Annotated in this window: 21 protein-coding genes; 7 read left to right on the forward strand and 14 right to left on the reverse strand. The window is 42.6% G+C overall.

Annotated elements, in window-relative coordinates; all coding sequences use genetic code 11:
• Nucleotides 1-57: 57 nt before the first annotated feature.
• The 6 genes from HMPREF9447_RS05715 to HMPREF9447_RS05740 form a co-directional block, all read right to left on the reverse strand.
• A complete protein-coding gene (locus HMPREF9447_RS05715) occupies nt 58-810 on the reverse strand; it encodes a DUF4252 domain-containing protein (protein WP_009128750.1) in 753 nt (250 codons plus the stop codon).
• Between the two features lie 6 nt (nt 811-816).
• Nucleotides 817-1344 (reverse strand): hypothetical protein, encoded by a 528-nt coding sequence (locus HMPREF9447_RS05720; protein WP_009128751.1) that lies wholly within the window; start codon nt 1342-1344, stop codon nt 817-819.
• Nucleotides 1325-1840, reverse strand: a complete 516-nt coding sequence (locus HMPREF9447_RS05725) for an RNA polymerase sigma factor (RefSeq protein WP_009128752.1) — start codon at nt 1838-1840, stop codon at nt 1325-1327. The genes HMPREF9447_RS05720 and HMPREF9447_RS05725 overlap by 20 nt, the downstream gene beginning before the upstream one ends.
• A gap of 158 nt (nt 1841-1998) precedes the next feature.
• On the reverse strand, nt 1999-3021 hold the full coding sequence (locus HMPREF9447_RS05730) for a YeiH family protein (protein WP_009128753.1): 1023 nt from the start codon (nt 3019-3021) through the stop codon (nt 1999-2001).
• Nucleotides 3022-3176: 155 nt separating this feature from the next.
• Nucleotides 3177-4073: a LysR family transcriptional regulator gene (locus HMPREF9447_RS05735; RefSeq protein ID WP_009128754.1), complete on the reverse strand. Its 897-nt coding sequence runs from the start codon at nt 4071-4073 to the stop codon at nt 3177-3179.
• A 44-nt stretch (nt 4074-4117) separates the two neighbouring features.
• Nucleotides 4118-4720: a DUF6621 family protein gene (locus HMPREF9447_RS05740; RefSeq protein WP_009128755.1), complete on the reverse strand. Its 603-nt coding sequence runs from the start codon at nt 4718-4720 to the stop codon at nt 4118-4120.
• A gap of 277 nt (nt 4721-4997) precedes the next feature.
• Between HMPREF9447_RS05740 and clpB the strand changes: the two genes are divergently transcribed.
• Nucleotides 4998-7586, forward strand: coding sequence for an ATP-dependent chaperone ClpB (gene clpB / locus HMPREF9447_RS05745; protein WP_009128756.1), 2589 nt, complete (start codon nt 4998-5000; stop codon nt 7584-7586).
• 66 nt (nt 7587-7652) lie between these two features.
• Here the strand turns inward: clpB and HMPREF9447_RS05750 are convergent, their stop codons facing one another.
• The 6 genes from HMPREF9447_RS05750 to nusB all read right to left on the reverse strand — a co-directional run bounded on the left by HMPREF9447_RS05750 (nt 7653) and on the right by nusB (nt 11716).
• Nucleotides 7653-7889 (reverse strand): hypothetical protein, encoded by a 237-nt coding sequence (locus HMPREF9447_RS05750; RefSeq protein WP_009128757.1) that lies wholly within the window; start codon nt 7887-7889, stop codon nt 7653-7655.
• Between the two features lie 425 nt (nt 7890-8314).
• A complete protein-coding gene (locus tag HMPREF9447_RS05755) occupies nt 8315-8749 on the reverse strand; it encodes a DUF5606 family protein (protein ID WP_009128758.1) in 435 nt (144 codons plus the stop codon).
• A 29-nt stretch (nt 8750-8778) separates the two neighbouring features.
• Nucleotides 8779-9393, reverse strand: a complete 615-nt coding sequence (gene coaE / locus HMPREF9447_RS05760) for a dephospho-CoA kinase (RefSeq protein ID WP_009128759.1) — start codon at nt 9391-9393, stop codon at nt 8779-8781.
• Nucleotides 9383-10402, reverse strand: a complete 1020-nt coding sequence (locus tag HMPREF9447_RS05765) for a CdaR family protein (RefSeq protein ID WP_009128760.1) — start codon at nt 10400-10402, stop codon at nt 9383-9385. The genes coaE and HMPREF9447_RS05765 overlap by 11 nt, the downstream gene beginning before the upstream one ends.
• 18 nt (nt 10403-10420) lie before the next feature.
• Nucleotides 10421-10750: a preprotein translocase subunit YajC gene (yajC, locus tag HMPREF9447_RS05770; RefSeq protein WP_007213184.1), complete on the reverse strand. Its 330-nt coding sequence runs from the start codon at nt 10748-10750 to the stop codon at nt 10421-10423.
• A gap of 39 nt (nt 10751-10789) precedes the next feature.
• Nucleotides 10790-11716: a transcription antitermination factor NusB gene (gene nusB, locus HMPREF9447_RS05775; RefSeq protein ID WP_009128761.1), complete on the reverse strand. Its 927-nt coding sequence runs from the start codon at nt 11714-11716 to the stop codon at nt 10790-10792.
• 173 nt (nt 11717-11889) lie between these two features.
• Between nusB and HMPREF9447_RS05780 the strand changes: the two genes are divergently transcribed.
• From HMPREF9447_RS05780 to HMPREF9447_RS05800, 5 genes are all read left to right on the forward strand, one after another.
• Nucleotides 11890-12312, forward strand: a complete 423-nt coding sequence (locus HMPREF9447_RS05780; RefSeq protein WP_009128763.1) for a PUR family DNA/RNA-binding protein — start codon at nt 11890-11892, stop codon at nt 12310-12312.
• Nucleotides 12313-12437: 125 nt separating this feature from the next.
• Entirely contained in the window at nt 12438-13028 is a 591-nt protein-coding gene (locus HMPREF9447_RS05785) for a 50S ribosomal protein L25/general stress protein Ctc (protein ID WP_009128764.1), read from the forward strand.
• A gap of 141 nt (nt 13029-13169) precedes the next feature.
• The gene (gene pth / locus HMPREF9447_RS05790; RefSeq protein ID WP_009128765.1) at nt 13170-13733 is read left to right on the forward strand and encodes an aminoacyl-tRNA hydrolase; all 564 of its coding nucleotides are present in this window, start codon (nt 13170-13172) and stop codon (nt 13731-13733) included.
• A 17-nt stretch (nt 13734-13750) separates the two neighbouring features.
• Nucleotides 13751-14170 carry an RNA-binding S4 domain-containing protein gene (locus HMPREF9447_RS05795; RefSeq protein WP_009128766.1) on the forward strand — a complete coding sequence of 140 codons (420 nt, stop codon included), beginning with the start codon at nt 13751-13753 and terminating at the stop codon, nt 14168-14170.
• 69 nt (nt 14171-14239) lie between these two features.
• Nucleotides 14240-15226: a Gfo/Idh/MocA family protein gene (locus HMPREF9447_RS05800; protein ID WP_009128767.1), complete on the forward strand. Its 987-nt coding sequence runs from the start codon at nt 14240-14242 to the stop codon at nt 15224-15226.
• A 94-nt stretch (nt 15227-15320) separates the two neighbouring features.
• On the opposite strand, the gene HMPREF9447_RS05805 is transcribed toward HMPREF9447_RS05800, so the two are convergent.
• Together HMPREF9447_RS05805 and HMPREF9447_RS05810 are read right to left on the reverse strand one after the other, a co-directional pair.
• On the reverse strand, nt 15321-15746 hold the full coding sequence (locus HMPREF9447_RS05805; protein ID WP_009128768.1) for an HIT family protein: 426 nt from the start codon (nt 15744-15746) through the stop codon (nt 15321-15323).
• Between the two features lie 53 nt (nt 15747-15799).
• Nucleotides 15800-18070 carry a cation:proton antiporter gene (locus tag HMPREF9447_RS05810; RefSeq protein ID WP_009128769.1) on the reverse strand — a complete coding sequence of 757 codons (2271 nt, stop codon included), beginning with the start codon at nt 18068-18070 and terminating at the stop codon, nt 15800-15802.
• Between HMPREF9447_RS05810 and HMPREF9447_RS05815 the strand changes: the two genes are divergently transcribed.
• Nucleotides 18064-18522, forward strand: coding sequence for a thioredoxin family protein (locus tag HMPREF9447_RS05815; protein ID WP_367998049.1), 459 nt, complete (start codon nt 18064-18066; stop codon nt 18520-18522). The two genes, HMPREF9447_RS05810 and HMPREF9447_RS05815, sit on opposite strands and share 7 nt — an antisense overlap.
• The last annotated feature ends 106 nt before the right edge of the window (nt 18523-18628 follow it).

An 18628-nucleotide genomic window follows, 5' to 3' on the forward strand; every position in this document is an offset into this window, starting at 1 on the left:
AACCGGAATCGGTTCCCCTTTTTCAACAAACTATTTACACCTATCAGCAGGATGGCCTTATTCCAGGTTTTCTAAACGTTCTTCCAGCATCTCCATGCTCTTTTCAAAACGTTTCCAGGTATCGGCATCCATCTGTTTCTTCAGAAATTCACTATCCTTTAGTTTTCCTAAATCTTTCAGACTTTTCAATCCTTTCAGGCTTTCCAAGTTCTTCAAATTTTCCAGACTCTTCAGTCCTTCTAACCCTTGCAAGCCCTCCAGCCCTTTCAAGCTATCCCAAATATCAGCATTCGCCAAATCAATATTACCATCAATACGATAAACATTGCCTCCTTCGTTCATACCGGTATTCTGATACATCATGATATTCTGAATATCTTTCAGAGTCATCTCTCCTTCCAGATAGACGAACTTCAAGGTAGCAGCACCGTCAATTATCATAATCAACTCCTTTACCTTATCTCCCTTCCTGTTAATATAGAACTCAGAACTGGATACGGTTCCTTTCTGTTTCATCAGCAATTCATACTTGGATGACTGCACCAACGAACGCAGGTCTTTGCGCATATCTTTCTTGATATTACTGTCCATCGTAGAGAGAATCTGCACGCAATCCAACTTACCGGATACCTTTCCGATATAGACATCTTTCGTGAAAAGATTAGGGTTCATCTCAATCATTGCCTTCGAAATATAGACCGAAGATACCCCTTTCATATCATTATAAGTATTGAATATATTTTTCTGCGCCTGGCAGAGCAGGGGTAACAGCAGCAACGCACCTGCTAATAAAATCTTACTGAGTTTCATAATCGTTTATCTTTGTATTTCTTTTTTTACTTCCTGATTCACTTTTTTCATGTCTACCTGCGTCTCCTTTACCTGAGCAATGCCTTGATTCAGATTAGTGGAAACTTCTAATAATGTTGCCTGCAACACACGATAGGCTTCTTCCGGATCGGAGAATGTGTCCTGTGGCGTAGGCGGACATACATCATTTCCCAACTTATCAACACCATATCCGATGCCTATCAGCAGCAATACAGTAGCAGCAATACTTCCAATCCAACGCCAGTTGCGCTTAGACTTGTTAGGGCGGAAGAATCGTTGTTCTTCTTCGGCCTTTTCATCAATCAGCAGACTTAGTTTATCCCCCAGGCCCGCAGGAACTTCCACATCTCTATCCGCAGCTTGATAAAGGCTGAGAAAAAACTCTTTATCCTTCAACAGATGTTCAGGTACTTCCGTTGTTCTGAAATAATCTCTCAACGCCTCTTCCTGGCTCTCGGTAGTGTTCCCCTCATAAAACTCGGCGAGCAGCCTTTCAATTTCCTCGACTTTCATAGTTATTCCATTTATTAAATTCCTCTCGTATCTTTTTCCTTGCCCGGGACAGCAGTACACGGACGTTCGTAGAGTTCAATCCGGTCACTTGTTCTATCTCTTCGTAAGAACAGCCTTTGACGTCGCGCAAATTCACAATCCGTTGTTGCTGTTCGGGCAAGTGGGCAATGATATCTTTCACTTGTCGCACTTCATCACGTATCTCCAGATTATCTGTCTGAGAGACGTCCTGCACCGCAGTCAGTTCTACCGATTGTTTAGACAAGACGTACTTTCCTGAACGAAGCAAATCAAAACACATATTCTTTACCAAAGTGACACTGAACGCTTCCGGATTGCTGATAACCGTCAGTCCTTCCCGCTTATCCCATAGCTTCAGATAAGCTTCCTGCACCAAGTCTTCCGCATCGGCCGCATTCTCCAGTAGCCGATAGGCTACGCAGTACAGTTTGCGGTGATAGGGCAGAAACTCATTTTTAAAACTCTCAGCATCCATGGGCTTTCATGTATCTCAATCCTGTTTACTTGTTGTATCTATCGGTTAGACGTAAGGGGACGGAATATTGTTACAAAGAAACTTATTTTTTTGAAAAAGAAAATGCGGCAATAGAGAAATCTCTTCTGCCGCATTCTTTTCTTAGGGAGCGATTCTTTTCAGAACCAATATATATATACTAATGTGCTTATGCTAATTACAACCCATAACAACACTCCCTGAATGAGAGGCTTAATACCTACTGCTTTCAATACATCGCGCGAAAGGGAAGCGCCGATAAAAAACAGTGTAATGGTTAAAGTCTTACGGGCAAAGGAATTGATACCGGCTCCGATAAGAGCTCCTGTTTCTGTAGTATCCAGCACATAAGTATTGAAGACCATGGCCAATACAAAGAAGAAGATGAACCAGGGGATACTGATTTTCTGCCCCTTGCTTTTAAAGATGAAAGAGGTGACAAATGCCAAAGGAATAATCCAAAGAGCGCGCGTCAGCTTGATAGTAGTGGCTATCTTCAGGGCTTCTTCGCCATAAGCCGCACCTGCACCTACCACGGAACTTGTATCATGGATGGCAATGGCAGCCCATGTACCAAACTCTTGCTGGCTCATATTGAGCGCATGGCCAATAGCCGGAAAGATAAACAGCGCAATAGCATTCAGAATAAAGATAGTGCCCAGAGCCACAGACATTTCACTATCCTTAGCTTTCAGTACGGGGCCTACTGCTGCAATAGCACTACCACCACAAATTGCCGTACCGGAGCTGATAAGATAGGATGTATCGCGGTCTACTTTCAAGAACTTACGACCGATGAGCCAGCCAATGAGCAGTGTACCCACTACAGAAATAATCGTAAATTCCATACCTTCTTTACCAGAAGCCAGAGATGCCTGCAAGTTCATGCCAAATCCCAGACCTACTACTGAATATTGCAAAAGATATTTAGATGTTTTCTTATTAAACTTCGGGTGTGCTTGTCCGCACGACAAAGCGAATGCCAACCCCAGAAACAAAGCTACCGGCGGAGTGACCCATGCAGAATAGGCTTGCATACCGGGAACATAGTCTAAGAATAAGAAAAAGGAAAGAATAATGAGAAGAGAAACGTAAATAGTTTTGTTGTTACGTTGAAGAGATGCCATACTGATACTCTTCGCCAACACTTGATTTGAAGCCATACTTTTATTGTTTTACAATTTATACATCCTTTATTTTTCGGGTGCAAAGGTAGGCTCCTTTTTTCAAACAGACTAATTGTTTATACTTATGTATTATAACTTTTGGTTATTCACTAATTTACTTTCCAGAAAGATATGGGTTTAACGATAGAGAACTACAACTTTCTGTCATAGTGCATGGCAAACTGCATAAAAGCTTGCGACAGGCCTCCCTCCTGCCCTTGCAGTTGGACAAAGCAAAGCTCACGAAGCATGGACATATCTTTGATTTCTACCACCCGGAAAGTTCCTGCAGTCAGTTCCTTAAAAATGGAACGGATGGAGACAATGCCCATGCAATCAGCATTTTCAAGAAAGAGTTTGATGCTCTCGGTACTGCCGAGGTACATCAAGACATTGAGATTGGAAAGTTTTATATTATGTCCCGACAAAGAACGTTCTATTACATCAAGCGTGCCAGAACCGCGTTCGCGGAGTACAAGAGGAATTTTCTGTAAATCTTCAGGGGTAATTTCTTCGGGAAGCGATAATTTGCTTTTAGTATGTACCACAGCCACCAGTTCGTCTTCCAGAAAAGTGGTATACTTCAAATTAGGCAGACGGTAAATACCTTCAACCAAACCTAAATCTATGCGATGCTCCTGCAAGGCTGTCTCTATGCCACGGGAGTTTCCGTTCAGCAGAGAAAGGTTGACTTGAGAGAATTTACGGATAAAACTGCCCAACAAGGGAGGCAGCACATATTGCGCAATTGTAGTACTGGCGCCAAGTTTCAACTCTCCTGTATATTCATTATGCAACAGATGCATCTCATATTCCAGTTGCTTATAATCCTCCAGAATCCGATCACAGTGTTCCAACAATAGCTTCCCAGCTTCCGTCAAGCTTATTTTACTACCCTGCCTGTCAAACAAACGTGCCTGATAAGTACTCTCCAGTTCCTGTATATGCTTTGTAATGGCAGGCTGGCTGACAAACAACTCTTGAGAAGCCTTTGTGAAACTCAGGTTCTTTGCCACGGATCGGAAAACTTTTAAACGAAAATCAGACACGTAATTAGTGATTAAGGGTTAGTGATAAATGGTTAACAACAGGCTTATTGCAATTCTTCGGCTTTAATGCCTAAAGCACGCATCATGGAGTAACCCAACAAATCCCATTTGCAAGCAAGAGGACGCGCAGGCTCATCCATATTAAAAAGAAAAACTTCTTTTGATTTTTCCGGGTCAGCATCTTTCAAATGTCCATCCAGAACTTCCATAAGTTTGACACCATAGTCTTCAAGAAACGGAACCAGCATGAGGCGCTTTACATCAGCAGAATCCAAAGCTATATTCAACAAGTCAAGATAGAGATTCGCCCTCGGAACAAGTCCCTCGGAAGATACCGAAGTGAACGTAAGTTCTCCCAACTGATTAGTGTATCCCACCCCATTCAATTCTTCAGTCAAGTTAGCAGGGTCGCAGTGAAGCAGTTCATTTGTCTGCCCATCATGCACAAAAAGCACTCCTATATTATTGTTCTTATCACGAACACCGGAATCAAGCGCCAGATAAGAAGCCCACTCCTCTACATAAATATTCTGTAAGGAACGTCCTAACTGCAATTCAAAGTATCTCTTCAAATCCTTAACCACGTCATTGAAGTATGCTACATCCACCAATATCACATTCTCTGCGAACTTTACATTTTCCGCCATAATATACTATATTCTATATTTTAAGGGATAAAGATACAATAATCCTTTTAGCTACACACATGATTTAAACAGAATTTACACATTACTATATATTAATGAAGGGAAGTTATACAAATACAATAACTAATTCCACACAAACATTGCAACCACAAATAAAGACATTTTGTCACAAATCGCCACACAACAACTGTTATTTTGTCATAAATAAGTCATTGGCAAATCTTTTGCGCCCCATTAGTTGTTATTGAAAATGAAAAATAGAAAGGAGATATAAGATATGAACTTTAACAATTTTACCATTAAATCGCAAGAGGCGGTGCAAGAAGCACTGAATCTGGCCAAGAGCCGTGGACAGCAAGCCATCGAGCCGGTTCATGTGATGCAAGGAGTGATGAAAGTGGGCGAAAACGTCACCAACTTCATCTTCCAGAAGCTGGGCATGAACGGCCAACAGGTTGCACTCGTGCTCGACAAACAAACAGATTCCTTGCCCAAAGTTTCGGGTGGAGAACCCTACTTGAGCCGTGAAACGAACGATGTCTTTCAGAAAGCCACCCAATATTCCAAAGAAATGGGTGACGAGTTCGTTTCACTGGAACATCTGTTGCTGGCATTGCTGACCGTAAAAAGCACCGTCTCCACCATCCTGAAAGATGCGGGAATGACGGAACATGAGCTTCGCAATGCCATCACCGAACTGCGCAAAGGCGAAAAGGTGACCTCACAATCCAGTGAAGATACTTATCAGTCACTGGAAAAGTACGCCATTAACCTGAACGAAGCTGCCCGAAGCGGTAAGCTCGACCCGGTTATCGGTCGTGACGAGGAGATACGCCGCGTACTGCAAATCCTAAGCCGCCGTACCAAAAATAATCCTATATTAATAGGTGAACCGGGTACCGGTAAGACTGCCATTGTGGAAGGACTTGCCCACCGTATCCTGCGTGGTGACGTACCGGAAAACCTGAAAAACAAGCAAGTGTACTCACTGGACATGGGTGCACTGGTGGCCGGTGCAAAATACAAAGGTGAATTCGAGGAACGTCTGAAAGCTGTTATCAACGAGGTGAAGAAATCGGAAGGAGACATTATCCTCTTCATTGATGAAATTCACACATTGGTTGGTGCCGGGAAGGGCGAAGGAGCCATGGATGCTGCCAACATCCTAAAACCTGCGCTGGCGCGTGGCGAACTGAGAAGTATCGGTGCCACTACTCTCGACGAGTATCAGAAATATTTCGAAAAAGACAAAGCATTGGAACGTCGTTTCCAGATTGTATATGTAAACGAACCCGATACGCTAAGCACCATCTCCATCCTGCGTGGACTGAAGGAACGTTACGAAAACCATCACCACGTACGAATTAAAGATGACGCCATCATTGCCGCCGTAGAGTTGAGCAACCGATACATCACGGATCGTTTCTTGCCGGACAAGGCTATCGACCTGATGGATGAAGCTGCCGCCAAATTGCGTATGGAGGTAGATTCCGTTCCGGAAGAGCTGGATGAGATTTCACGAAAAATCAAACAATTGGAGATTGAACGCGAAGCTATCAAGCGTGAGAATGACAAACCGAAACTGGAACATATCGGCAAAGAACTTGCCGAGTTGAAAGAACAAGAAAAATCATACAAGGCGAAATGGCAAAGTGAGAAAACGCTGGTCAACAGGATACAGCAGAACAAAGTTGAAATCGAGAATCTGAAGTTTGAAGCTGACAAAGCGGAACGCGAAGGTGACTACGGCAAAGTAGCCGAAATCCGCTATGGCAAGTTACAGGCTTTAAATCAGGAAATCGAAGATACTCAAAAAGAGCTTCATGCCATGCAGGGCGACAAAGCCATGATTAAGGAAGAAGTAGACGCTGAGGACATTGCAGACGTAGTATCCCGTTGGACGGGTATCCCCGTGAGCAAGATGCTGCAAAGCGAAAAGGATAAACTGCTGCATCTGGAAGACGAGCTTCACCAACGCGTCATCGGACAAGATGAAGCTATCCAGGCAGTTGCTGACGCCGTGCGCCGTAGCCGTGCCGGTTTACAGGATCCCAAGCGTCCGATTGGTTCGTTCATCTTCCTCGGTACTACCGGTGTAGGTAAGACAGAACTTGCCAAAGCACTTGCGGAGTTTCTCTTTGATGACGAGACCATGATGACGCGTATCGATATGAGTGAATATCAAGAGAAGCATAGTGTATCACGTCTGGTTGGAGCACCTCCGGGATACGTGGGTTATGATGAAGGTGGTCAATTGACCGAAGCCATCCGGCGCAAACCGTACTCTGTGGTATTATTCGACGAAATAGAGAAAGCACACCCGGATGTATTCAATATCCTACTGCAAGTATTGGACGACGGACGATTGACGGACAACAAAGGACGTGTGGTAAACTTTAAGAATACCATCATCATCATGACCTCAAATATGGGCAGTGCCTACATCCAGAGTCAGATGGAGAAACTGAACAGTGCCAACAAAGAGCACGTGATAGAGGAAACAAAGAAAGAAGTGATGAATATGTTGAAGAAAACGATTCGTCCGGAATTTTTAAACCGTATTGATGAAACCATCATGTTCCTGCCGCTGAACGAAAGCGAGATTAAGCAGATTGTAGTACTCCAGATAAAAGGTGTACAAAAAATGTTGGCTCAAAATGGGGTGGAACTGGTACTGACGGAGGGAGCTATCGAGTTCCTTACAAAAGTTGGGTATGATCCGGAATTCGGTGCTCGTCCTGTGAAACGGGCTATCCAACACTACTTACTGAATGATTTGTCGAAGAAGTTATTGGCGCAGGAAGTAGACCGCAGCAGGCCTATTATAGTAGATGCCAGTGGCGAAGGGCTAATATTCAGAAATTAAGCTGAAAAATTAATGAGTTTAAAAAAGGCTGTCTTGCCATATTAATGGAGCAAGACAGCCTTTTCATTATTCTATAACGAGCTGCTTAACAACTGGTGCAGACAGGGCATGTGTCACAACCAACACATATTCTCCTGCACATGGCAAATCAAACGAGGCACTCTCCTCTTGCGTCTGCTTCACCTCAACCACCTTTCCCCGAATATGGTACAAACAAAGTGTAGCATTCGGCAACACTCCGTCCACATATATCTTTCCGGCGGCTTTATCCACCTTCACTGTTACGCTCTTATGCTCTTCCATCTTATTAATACGCAGCCTCAAGTCCCCCTAAAGGCAGTAAATTCATATATAAAGCGTGGGAACTGCTGTTATTATTGTACCTGGGGCTCTGGACTGCCACTATTCAAATAATATACAACAGCCCACGCTCCGTACTATACATTTGAATATGCATATACAACAGAGCATGAGCGTTTGTTGTCTATTATCCTTGAATAGCGTGAAATTGTCCAGATTTCAAGTACAAGATAATATTAAACGCTTTTATCCATGATTATCCTTCAATCTTTGTGAGAGAGGTCACTACCCACTCTGCATTTCAGGATGGCAACAAAGGTAAGAAAAAAGTAGTCAAAACTGAAACTACCGCATAAAAAAAATGCGGATAATCCGGGACTGCCCAGAATTATCCGCATATTCTATCAAAAGAACTGTTTATTTAAAATTTATTCTTCCGCCTTTTCCTCTATTACTTCTTCAGCCTCAGTAGCATCCTCAAAATCGGTCATTCCACAAGAAACTAACAGATTATACCAGGAAATAAGTTTCTTGATATCCGCCAGGTATACACGGTCACGATCAAAAGCCGGTAAAACTTCGCCCAAATAAGCACGAAGTTCGTCAGCGCTAGCTTTCTTCAAATCCATTACGACAGAAGCACCGTTTTCCTTTTCTTTCATTGCAGCCAATACTTCTTTCAAAGGTACATCGTCCGTATCTGTATACATGGCGATATCACCCAGAGAGATTATTTTTTCGTTACCATAAGCGGGGAAACGTTTCTTGTCCGTGAGGGACTCTACAATCAACATATTTCTACCTTGTGAAATGAGTTTATACAATCCCGGTTTACCGGAGATAGACAAAATAGTCTTCAACATAGTATGTTCTATTTTTTATTAGTAATATTTTATTTTTTCGGTGGGCAAAGGTAAGCAATATTTTTAGATAGAGAAGTTATAACTTCTAAAACCTGCGGAATTAACGGAGTTTCACCGTCGTTTACAATTACAAAATTAGCCTTGGTGCGCTTCTCCTCATCACTCATCTGGCTACGGACACGGCGTTCTACCAGTTCCCGCGGAGCAGCATCGCGTTGCATGGCACGTGCTATGCGGACTTCCTCGGGTGCATAAACCATCACCACAGTGTCTACTTCACCTGCAAAACCTGCTTCAATCAGAATTGCAGACTCCATCCCCACTATCGGATAAATGGCATGACACTCCACCCACTGACGGAAATCATCCCGCACCCGCGGATGAATGATACCGTTCACTGTACGAATATGTTCGGGATTACTAAATATATAGGAAGCGAGCAAAGATTTATTCAATTCACCACCAGCGTAAACTTCTTCTCCCAACAAAGCGATCAACTCCCGGCGAATCAGAGTATCTGAAGCCGTCAGCCGCTTTGATTCGATGTCCGAGATATAAACGGGAACACCCATCGCTTCTAACAGACGGGAAACTACACTTTTCCCACTACCGATACCGCCGGTTATACCTATTTTAATTGTCATATTCGGGAGTTACCTGCTCAATAAGGAAGTCTACTTGTTCGGGATTGATGCGCACCTGATTCACACCTTTCGGCACCGACTTAAGTTTCACGGTATACTTATCCGAACCAAGTCTCAGGAGCTCTTCATAAGAGACATTGATATGAAAATCGCTCTCTGTTATCTGCCGAAAATGGCTCAAACCAACCTGAAAAGTAACATTTACTTTGGATGGGAATGCACGCAACACTTTACCAGCCGGGAAGTTAACACCTCGCAAAGGAACCTCCACCGTCTTCTCGGTATAGATATCCACCGGGAAGATCATCTCTACTGAAGCCGGCACAAACTTAACTCCTTTCCGGCCGAGCAGAGGAATTTGCCGCTTCAATGTATCGGAAACATCCTCAAACTTCACTTTTTGCGTATAAGCGGCAGTTATGGTATCCAATACTCCCTCTGGTGCGTAAGCCAACACCGAGTCCGGTTTGCAGATTGTATCTGAGATATAATATTGACGGCCTGCGCTCACTGTTCCCTGGAACTTTACCGGAACTAATTTAGAGGCGCCTGTAGAATAGATATACTCCAATGTATCGGGTTTCATGGAAAGCAACTTTGTAGATACATTCAACTGACTGAGTAATCGCTTTTCAAACTGTGAAGAATAAATACGTACGTGATTATCGTCATTTCCTTTATAATCAGAAAAATCCAGAGTAATAGGAAAAAAACTCTTCCCAAGCATGTAGTTAAGCAACACCGTACCTTTATCCTTTACCCGGATATGCAGTTCGGAAGATGGTTCGGAAGTTATCACAACATTGTTCGGTACCCCTTTCAAACGCACAGGAATGGAGAATTCCGTTTCATAATCGTTATTCAACGTCTGAAGTAGCCAGAATCCACTGGCAATAAGAAAGAAGAATAAAAAAATTAAGAACTCTCTGCTCTTATCACTGAGCAGAAAGTCCTTAACTTTCCTCGCTGTTATCAGATATATGCGTTTTATGTTCCTACGATTAATCATAGGCTCACTTATTCAAAATTATTTAGCAGCCTGATTGCTGTTAGCATCAGCAGCTGCGGCGAATATAGAATTCTTATCAATTCTAATTTTAACATTAGAAGCGATTTCAAGCACGATATCATTATCATTAATTTCTTTGATAACGCCATGAATACCACCGGCAGTAATCACCTTCTGGTTCACTTGAAGTGATTTACGAAAGTTTGCAATTTCTTTCTGCTTTTTGTTTTGTGGGCGAATCATGAAGAAATACATGATAGCAAACATGGCAATCAGAAGAATCCACATCATGCTACCACCACCAGGTGCTGCGGCAGGAGCTTGCAAGAATACGGTCATTAAATTCATAAATTATTCGTTTTTAGTTTTTAATACTCAACAAAGGTATCAGTTTTTCGCTAACTTACCTTCTTTTTTTAATTGATTAACTATTCCATCCAAAGTACCGTTCACGAAACTTCCGCTCTTTATCGTACTGTAGACCTTAGCTATTTCAACATACTCATTTAACGAAACACTTACCGGAATGTTCGGGAAACTCAGAATTTCTGCCAATGCACATTGCATTATCACTACATCCATAAAGGCTACACGTTCCAAATCCCAGTTACGCGTATTCTCACTGATAAGGTGACGGTAGTAGTCACAATTCAATATAGCGCGGCGGAACAGACGACGGGCAAATTCCTGGTCTTCCTCATCCTTGAACTCAGGCAACAAAGTTTGATTAGCACCATTCTTTTCTTCAAAACGTTTAATTGTCTTCAAAACGAAGGTATCTACTATTTCCTTGTCGTCATTCCAATAAAGACTCTGATCTTCCAACAAAATATCCAACTCCTCATTATTGAAAATGAAAGCTTTATAGAGCTTTCTCCACAGTTCGCGGTCAGCTTCATAAGATTTATCAGACGAAGCCATATATTCCTTATATATATCGGAAACTATAATCTTGTCATACAACCCCTTTACAAAGTCTTCGTCATTTGCCCACGAACGCTTCTGGTTGGCGGCAAAGTCCATCAACTGCTTATTCACTTCCAATTGCGAAACGAACTTGTTTTCTACAAATTTCATGTTGGGATACAACTCCTCTGCAGTCGGAGCTAACTTGGCCTTTGCCACATCAATGCGTTTTTGTGCGTAAGTCGTCAGAGCTACCATCAGCATTAGCAGATAATTATAAAGGTCATACGCTTTTGAAAGACTAAAGAATAATTCTTTCTCCGCTGAGTCTAAATTTTTACTGCCATTCTGATAATAAGCATATACAATCTGTATAATCTTAAGACGAATAAGAACTCTGTTAATCATAAGTCTATTTAAATCAATACTGTTTTAACGAGATGCAAAAGTAGACATTTTTAATGAGTTTACGCAAATAAATCACATTTTTTAATGCAGAAGTTCATTATCCGGGCATTTTCTTTTGACAGTTTAAAAAAAATCGTCAATTTTGGAGCCACTAATAACAAGAGACCTATAATATGGAAGACTTAAAGAAGAAAAACGGAGCGGACATGAACGATAAGGAGATTGTATTCTCCAAATCCATTAAAGCAGGTAAGCGAATCTACTATCTGGATGTAAAAAAGAATAGGAAGGATGAAATGTTTCTCGCTATCACCGAAAGTAAGAAAGTGGTGACCGGTGAGGGTGAAGATGCGCAGGTGAGTTTTGAGAAACATAAGATTTTCTTGTATAGAGAAGATTTTGACAAGTTTATGAACGGTCTGAATGAAGCTATCAATTTCATTAATCAGAAAGAAATGCTGGAAGTCATAAGTGATATGAACGCAAAAGCAAATAGAGAAACCGAACTCAATGCGATAGCCGAAATAAATGAAAAAGGAATGGATTTGGAAGGGGAAATCAAGATTGATATTGATTTTGAAGAGCCAACTCTTTGATAATTCAAAAAGAAGCTGTACTTTTGCACCGCTTTTTTGCAACATTGTGTGGCTAACCCCACATCGTGCGATGGTGAATTAAGCAACAAGTAACTTAATTTAGAGTAACACAAAAAAATCAAAAAATGAAATCAATTGAAGTAAAAGGTACTGCAAGAACTATTGCAGAGCGTTCTTCGGAACAAGCAAGAGCTTTGAAAGCTATTCGTAAAGACAATGGCGTACCCTGCGTACTCTACGGAGCAGGTGAAAACGTTCACTTCACTGTACCCGCTGACGGTCTGCGTAACTTGGTTTACACTCCGCACATCTATGTAGTTGACCTGATTATTGATGGCAAGAAAGTAAATGCTATCATGAAAGATATTCAATTCCACCCGGTAAAGGATACCATCCTGCACGTTGACTTCTACCAGATCGATGAGGCTAAACCTATCGTTATGGAAGTTCCGGTACAGATGGAAGGTTTGGCAGAAGGTGTGAAAGCCGGTGGTAAGCTGGTATTGCAGACACGTAAGCTGAAAGTGAAAGCTTTATATAACGTTATTCCGGAAAAACTAATTGTAAACGTTGCTCATCTGGGACTGGGTAAAACTGTTAAGGTTGGCGAATTGAGCTATGAGGGTCTGGAATTGATGAATGCTAAAGAAGCTGTTGTATGCGCCGTTAAGCTGACTCGTGCTGCAAGAGGTGCTGCTGCTACTGCTGGCAACTAATCAGTCTTTTCGTAAGAAAACAGTATATTCCGGAACGCGGATTAACGCAGATGACGCAGATTTCACTAATCCGCGGAAAACTGCGATAATCCGCGTTCTTCTTTATAATAATAGGGTTAAAAGATACAATTTCTCAAAGAAATGAAATATTTAATTGTTGGATTAGGAAACATAGGTCCTGAATATCACGAAACCCGCCATAATATAGGTTTCATGGTGGTGGATGCATTGGCAAAAGAAGCAGGTGCCACCTTTACCGACGGACGTTACGGCTTTACCACTACACTATCCGTCAAAGGGCGCCAACTACTACTATTAAAACCTTCTACATTCATGAACCTCAGCGGAAATGCTGTGCGTTACTGGATGCAAAAAGAGAACATTCCCTTGGAAAATGTGTTAATAATAGTAGACGACCTTGCTCTACCATTCGGCACTCTGCGCCTGAAAAGTAAAGGTAGCGACGCCGGGCATAATGGACTGAAACATATTGCCGCCATTCTGGGTACACAGAACTATGCGCGACTCCGTTTCGGCATTGGTAACGAATTTCCACGAGGCGGACAGATAGACTATGTGTTGGGACACTTCACCGAAGAGGACTGGAAGACCATGGACGAACGTCTGAAAACAGCAGGAGAAATCATCAGGAGCTTCTGCCTGGCAGGCATTGATATTACCATGAACCAATTTAATAAGAAATAGCAGCTACTTAAAACAATATGAGTGAAGCAAGAATAGATAAATGGATGTGGGCCGTACGTATTTTCAAAACGCGTACCATCGCTGCCGAAGCATGCAAAAAAAGCCGTATCAGTATAAACGGGGCCTTAGCAAAAGCTGCCCGCACAGTGAAGCCGGGAGACGTGATACAAGTGCGTAAACCGCCTGTCACCTACTCTTTCAAGGTACTGCAGGCCATTGAAAAGCGTGTTGGTGCAAAGCTTGTTTCGGAAATGATGGAGAATGTAACAACTCCCGACCAATATGAATTGTTGGAAATGAGCCGTATCAGCGGTTTCGTAGACCGCGCCAAAGGTGCCGGTCGTCCCACCAAGAAGGACCGACGAACTTTAGAAGAGTTTACAACTCCCGAATTCATGGATGACTTTGATTTTGAATTCGATTTTGAAGAAGAATAAAAAGGAGTGACAAAGTGATCTAACACCTTAATTATATTACCGCCTTATACATTATCACATTATACTATTATGAGCGAAAAGAAGATAAAATGGGGATTCATTGGTTGCGGAGAAGTAACCAAGTATAAAAGTGGTCCTGCCTTTCAAAAAGTGGAAGGTTCGGAAGTGATTGCTGTCATGAGTCGTGACGGTGCCAAAGCCAAAGCTTACGCTGAAGAGAGAGGTATCCCGAAATGGTATGACGATGCCCAGGAACTGGTTGACGATGAAGAAGTAAATGCTATCTATATCGCCACACCGCCTTCTTCGCACGCCACTTATGCTATTATGGCTATGAAAGCCGGTAAGCCTGTTTATATAGAAAAGCCTATGGCGGTAACTTATGAAGAGTGTTGCCGTATCAACCGCATTTCAAATGAAACAGGGATTCCGTGTTTTGTGGCTTATTACCGCCGCTATCTACCCTATTTCCTGAAAGTAAAAGAACTGATAGAGAGCGGAATGATTGGTAATGTTATCAATGTGCAAATCCGCTTTGCCCAGCCTCCCCGAAATCTGGATTATAATAAGGAAAATCTTCCGTGGCGCGTGCAACCGGATATTGCCGGTGGTGGCTATTTCTATGATTTAGCCCCTCACCAAATTGATTTATTACAAGATATGTTCGGCTGTATTCTTGAAGCCAGTGGATACAAGAGTAATCGCGGCGGACTCTATCAAGCCGAAGACACCCTAAGTGCATGTTTCCAATTCGATAGCGGATTGGTAGGTAGTGGTTCCTGGTGCTTCGTTGCACACGATTCTGCTCGCGAAGACCGCATTGAAGTTATCGGGGATAAGGGGATGATCTGTTTCTCTGTATTTACTTACGATCCCATCGCATTGCATACAGAAAAAGGAAGAGAAGAAATTCCAGTAGCAAACCCTGAACATGTACAACAACCGCTCATTCAAGCCGTTGTCGACCATCTTTTAGGTAAGTCCATCTGCACCTGTGACGGAGCAAGCGCAACGCTGACAAACTGGGCGATGGACAAAATACTTAATAAATTATAAGTTATTAGTTATTAGTTATTTGCTTGTGATTTCCACGTTGTGATAGCACAATCCCATGACAAGCAAATAACTAAGAACTAACAACTAATAACTATCAAAGTTCCTTCTTCACCGCCTCAATCAATTCCTGATATTCAGCATCCGTCAGGTACACCTTTCCCGGGTTCATCTGGAACGTACCACCGTAGTCAGGACCATCTACATACTTCGGAGCAAGATGGAAATGCAAGTGCGACAATTTATCGGAGTATGCACCATAATTGATTTTTTCGGGATTAAACGCTTTCTGCATGGCACGAGTCACGCGGGTAACATCTTCCATAAAAGCATTGCGGTCTTCATCACTCAATTCATTCAAATCATTGGCGTGGTCTTTGTAAGCTACAAGACAACGTCCTCTGTACGTTTGTTCTTTGAATAAAAACACGCGAGATACACTCAGCTCTGCAAACTCAATCATCAGATTGTGCAGCGTCTCATTATTCTGACAGTACAGACATTCTTTCGGATCACTTTTCATGATATTCTTGGTTTATTATTTATGTTTACGGAGCAAAGATAAACTTTCTATCCTTATTCCATGTCGACATTCTCATTCTTTTGTCCGACTAATTTATACACATCAGCATTTTCTCCTACTACCCAGACAACATCATCTTCCATAAACGGCTCGTGCGAATCGGGTGCATGCAAAGCTTCTTCTCCTCTCTCCACACCTACAATCAGGCAATGATATTGTTCGCGGATGCCGGACTCGCGTATCGTCTTCCCCAAAAATGCAGAATGGGAATCTACACGGAATTGACGCAAAATCATCTCACTTTTTTCAACTACATCTGTTTCTAAAGCGGCAGCCTTTTCCATCTCTGCACCAAACAGGTTCAGTTCTTCATCCGTGGCTATGACTTGTATCTTATCTTCCGGGAAAAGCCGCACAGAAGCACCCGGTATATTAATCCTCTTCCTACCCCGAAGAATAGACACGACGTGCACACCATATTGTTTACCCAGATTAAGTTCTGCAAGCGTCTGCCCCGCCCATACCGACTCACCGGGTACTACAAAATCTGTTAAGTGTAAATCACGGGACAACAAACGCCCGGCATATTCCGGTTTCTTTTCACCCATATATTCGGCACGCATATCACGATAGCGCAGATTCTGAAAAAATTTCCGCTCTATCATGATAGATTGTTTCTTCAGTTGACGCGACAAAATCATCATTGTAACCAGCAAAACTGCCACCCCGAGCAATAGTCCAACAGATATTTCGAACAAGCCCGCTATCACAAACATTACGAATGAAACTGCTATCAATATGCGTATGACGATAGTCGCAACCAATGGTGCACGATTGCCACGACTATCATTCCACAGAGTTACGAATTCCACTGAATGATTCTTTTTAATCATGATGGCCCGCAAGAAAGGAGCTATAAATAAGATGATAACTAATGCGGCCAGCAACTTTCCCCAAATACCGGGCAAATTTTCCAGAAATAGAGGAACCAGAAAGCGGAAAGACAATGCAATGACCGCTATACTAACGATGGAGTAGACAATCGTAATCCTTGTCAGAGCAAAGATAAACTTCTTCCATAAGCTTTCATGATTCATGGTCTGCGAACCAGAAGCATATCGTGTCAGGAAATCCACCCACCGGGCTGGCAGATGTTTATCTACAAAACCGGAAGCCGGCTCAGCCAAACGAATCATATAAGGAGTAAGGAAAGTGGTAATAACCGAAACCGCCACCACAATAGGATACAGGAAATCGCTCGTCACATGGAGGGATACACCCAGCGATGCAATGATAAAAGCAAACTCGCCAATCTGCGTCAAACTAAAACCACATTGCATAGCCGTCTTCAAAGGCTGCCCCGACAACAACACCCCCAGCGTACCGAATAAAGATTGCCCCAGAATGACCGCCAACGTAATCACGATAATCGGGAGTGCATACTCCACAATCATAGAAGGATCCACCATCATACCAACCGACACAAAGAATACAGCACCAAACAAATCCTTTACCGGCTTCACCAGCCGCTCAATACTCTCCGCCTCCACCGTTTCGGCAAGAATGGACCCCATGATAAACGCACCAAAAGCCGCGGAAAAGCCTGTACGAGCTGCCATAACAACCATACCGAAACATAAGCCAAGCGAAACTATGAGCAAAGTTTCCTCGCTCATCAACTTGCGGCAACGCTTCAACAATTCAGGTATCAGATAAATGCCGACCACAAACCAAAGTATCAGAAAAAAGAGTAGTTTACCAATGCTCTCAAGCATTTCCGTCCCTTCAAAATTATGCCTCACTGCCATAGTAGACAACATCACCATCAAAACAATGGCGAGAATGTCTTCCAGTATCAGCACACTGAGAACCAATCCGGTAAACTGCTTCTTGCGCATTCCCAAATCATCGAATGCCTTATAAATAATGGTAGTGGAAGACATAGCAATCATACCACCCAAAAAGATACTATCCATGCGTTGCCAGCCGAAACCTGTACCGACGGCAATTCCCAGAAGAATCATACAGAATATGATGGTGCAGGCGGCGATGATAGCTGCCCCACCTACTTTAACTATCTTCTTGAAACTAAATTCTAGCCCTAATGCAAACAAGAGGAAAATCACGCCGATGTCCGCCCATGTCTGTATATTTGCCGTATCCATCACGGAGGGCGTGTATGGCATGTGCGGGCTGGCCAGAAAACCTGCCACAACATATCCCAACACTAACGGTTGTTTTAGTTTCTTGAACAATAGTGTCATGACTCCAGCGCAAATCAGTATCAGAGCCAAATCGTTTATCAAAGTAGCCAAATGTGACATATTATTGGTCCTTTCGTGTTTTTGCTGACAAAAATAGTAATTTTTACAGCACAAAGAATCACAATCTCACAAACTTTTTTCCTTCCGATATTGTTGAGATGACAATCAATCATTTAAAACATATTATTATGGAAGAAAAGAAAGAAGCGCGTGAAGAACGGAACAGAGAAAAGTTGGCTAATGCCGATTGGATCATGGCAGAGTTTTATGCAACTTGGTGTCCTCATTGCAAGCGCATGCAGCCTATTGTAGAAGAATTCAAGAAATCAATGGAAGGAACTCTCGAAGTGGTACAAGTGGATATTGACCAGGAAAGTGCACTTGCTGATTTTTATACCATCGAAATGTATCCTACATTTATATTATTAAGGAAAGGCGAACAGCTTTGGAGGCAATCGGGAGAGTTGCCTCTGGAAAGACTGGAAAAGGCGGTGAAAGAATTTAAGTCTTGATTGGTCTGTTTTTCCTCTTCTTCATATTCAAACCGTACCAAAACCGTACCTGCTCCGTATTTTCTCCGTGTCCTTAGGGAGGGAGTAGGTACGAAGCAGGTACGAG

The sequence above is a fragment of the Bacteroides oleiciplenus YIT 12058 genome, assembly GCF_000315485.1.
GTDB lineage: Bacteria > Bacteroidota > Bacteroidia > Bacteroidales > Bacteroidaceae > Bacteroides > Bacteroides oleiciplenus.

What these genes read in the sequence shown, in the direction of transcription:
- HMPREF9447_RS05715 (WP_009128750.1), bottom strand. Translation starts at nt 810, where the DNA reads ATGAAACTCAGTAAGATTTTATTAGCAGGTGCGTTGCTGCTGTTACCC.
- HMPREF9447_RS05720 (WP_009128751.1), bottom strand. Translation starts at nt 1,344, where the DNA reads ATGAAAGTCGAGGAAATTGAAAGGCTGCTCGCCGAGTTTTATGAGGGG.
- HMPREF9447_RS05725 (WP_009128752.1), bottom strand. Translation starts at nt 1,840, where the DNA reads ATGGATGCTGAGAGTTTTAAAAATGAGTTTCTGCCCTATCACCGCAAA.
- HMPREF9447_RS05730 (WP_009128753.1), bottom strand. Translation starts at nt 3,021, where the DNA reads ATGGCTTCAAATCAAGTGTTGGCGAAGAGTATCAGTATGGCATCTCTT.
- HMPREF9447_RS05740 (WP_009128755.1), bottom strand. Translation starts at nt 4,720, where the DNA reads ATGGCGGAAAATGTAAAGTTCGCAGAGAATGTGATATTGGTGGATGTA.
- clpB (WP_009128756.1), top strand. Translation starts at nt 4,998, where the DNA reads ATGAACTTTAACAATTTTACCATTAAATCGCAAGAGGCGGTGCAAGAA.
- HMPREF9447_RS05750 (WP_009128757.1), bottom strand. Translation starts at nt 7,889, where the DNA reads ATGGAAGAGCATAAGAGCGTAACAGTGAAGGTGGATAAAGCCGCCGGA.
- HMPREF9447_RS05755 (WP_009128758.1), bottom strand. Translation starts at nt 8,749, where the DNA reads ATGTTGAAGACTATTTTGTCTATCTCCGGTAAACCGGGATTGTATAAA.
- coaE (WP_009128759.1), bottom strand. Translation starts at nt 9,393, where the DNA reads ATGACAATTAAAATAGGTATAACCGGCGGTATCGGTAGTGGGAAAAGT.
- HMPREF9447_RS05765 (WP_009128760.1), bottom strand. Translation starts at nt 10,402, where the DNA reads ATGATTAATCGTAGGAACATAAAACGCATATATCTGATAACAGCGAGG.
- yajC (WP_007213184.1), bottom strand. Translation starts at nt 10,750, where the DNA reads ATGAATTTAATGACCGTATTCTTGCAAGCTCCTGCCGCAGCACCTGGT.
- nusB (WP_009128761.1), bottom strand. Translation starts at nt 11,716, where the DNA reads ATGATTAACAGAGTTCTTATTCGTCTTAAGATTATACAGATTGTATAT.
- HMPREF9447_RS05780 (WP_009128763.1), top strand. Translation starts at nt 11,890, where the DNA reads ATGGAAGACTTAAAGAAGAAAAACGGAGCGGACATGAACGATAAGGAG.
- HMPREF9447_RS05785 (WP_009128764.1), top strand. Translation starts at nt 12,438, where the DNA reads ATGAAATCAATTGAAGTAAAAGGTACTGCAAGAACTATTGCAGAGCGT.
- pth (WP_009128765.1), top strand. Translation starts at nt 13,170, where the DNA reads ATGAAATATTTAATTGTTGGATTAGGAAACATAGGTCCTGAATATCAC.
- HMPREF9447_RS05795 (WP_009128766.1), top strand. Translation starts at nt 13,751, where the DNA reads ATGAGTGAAGCAAGAATAGATAAATGGATGTGGGCCGTACGTATTTTC.
- HMPREF9447_RS05800 (WP_009128767.1), top strand. Translation starts at nt 14,240, where the DNA reads ATGAGCGAAAAGAAGATAAAATGGGGATTCATTGGTTGCGGAGAAGTA.
- HMPREF9447_RS05805 (WP_009128768.1), bottom strand. Translation starts at nt 15,746, where the DNA reads ATGAAAAGTGATCCGAAAGAATGTCTGTACTGTCAGAATAATGAGACG.
- HMPREF9447_RS05810 (WP_009128769.1), bottom strand. Translation starts at nt 18,070, where the DNA reads ATGTCACATTTGGCTACTTTGATAAACGATTTGGCTCTGATACTGATT.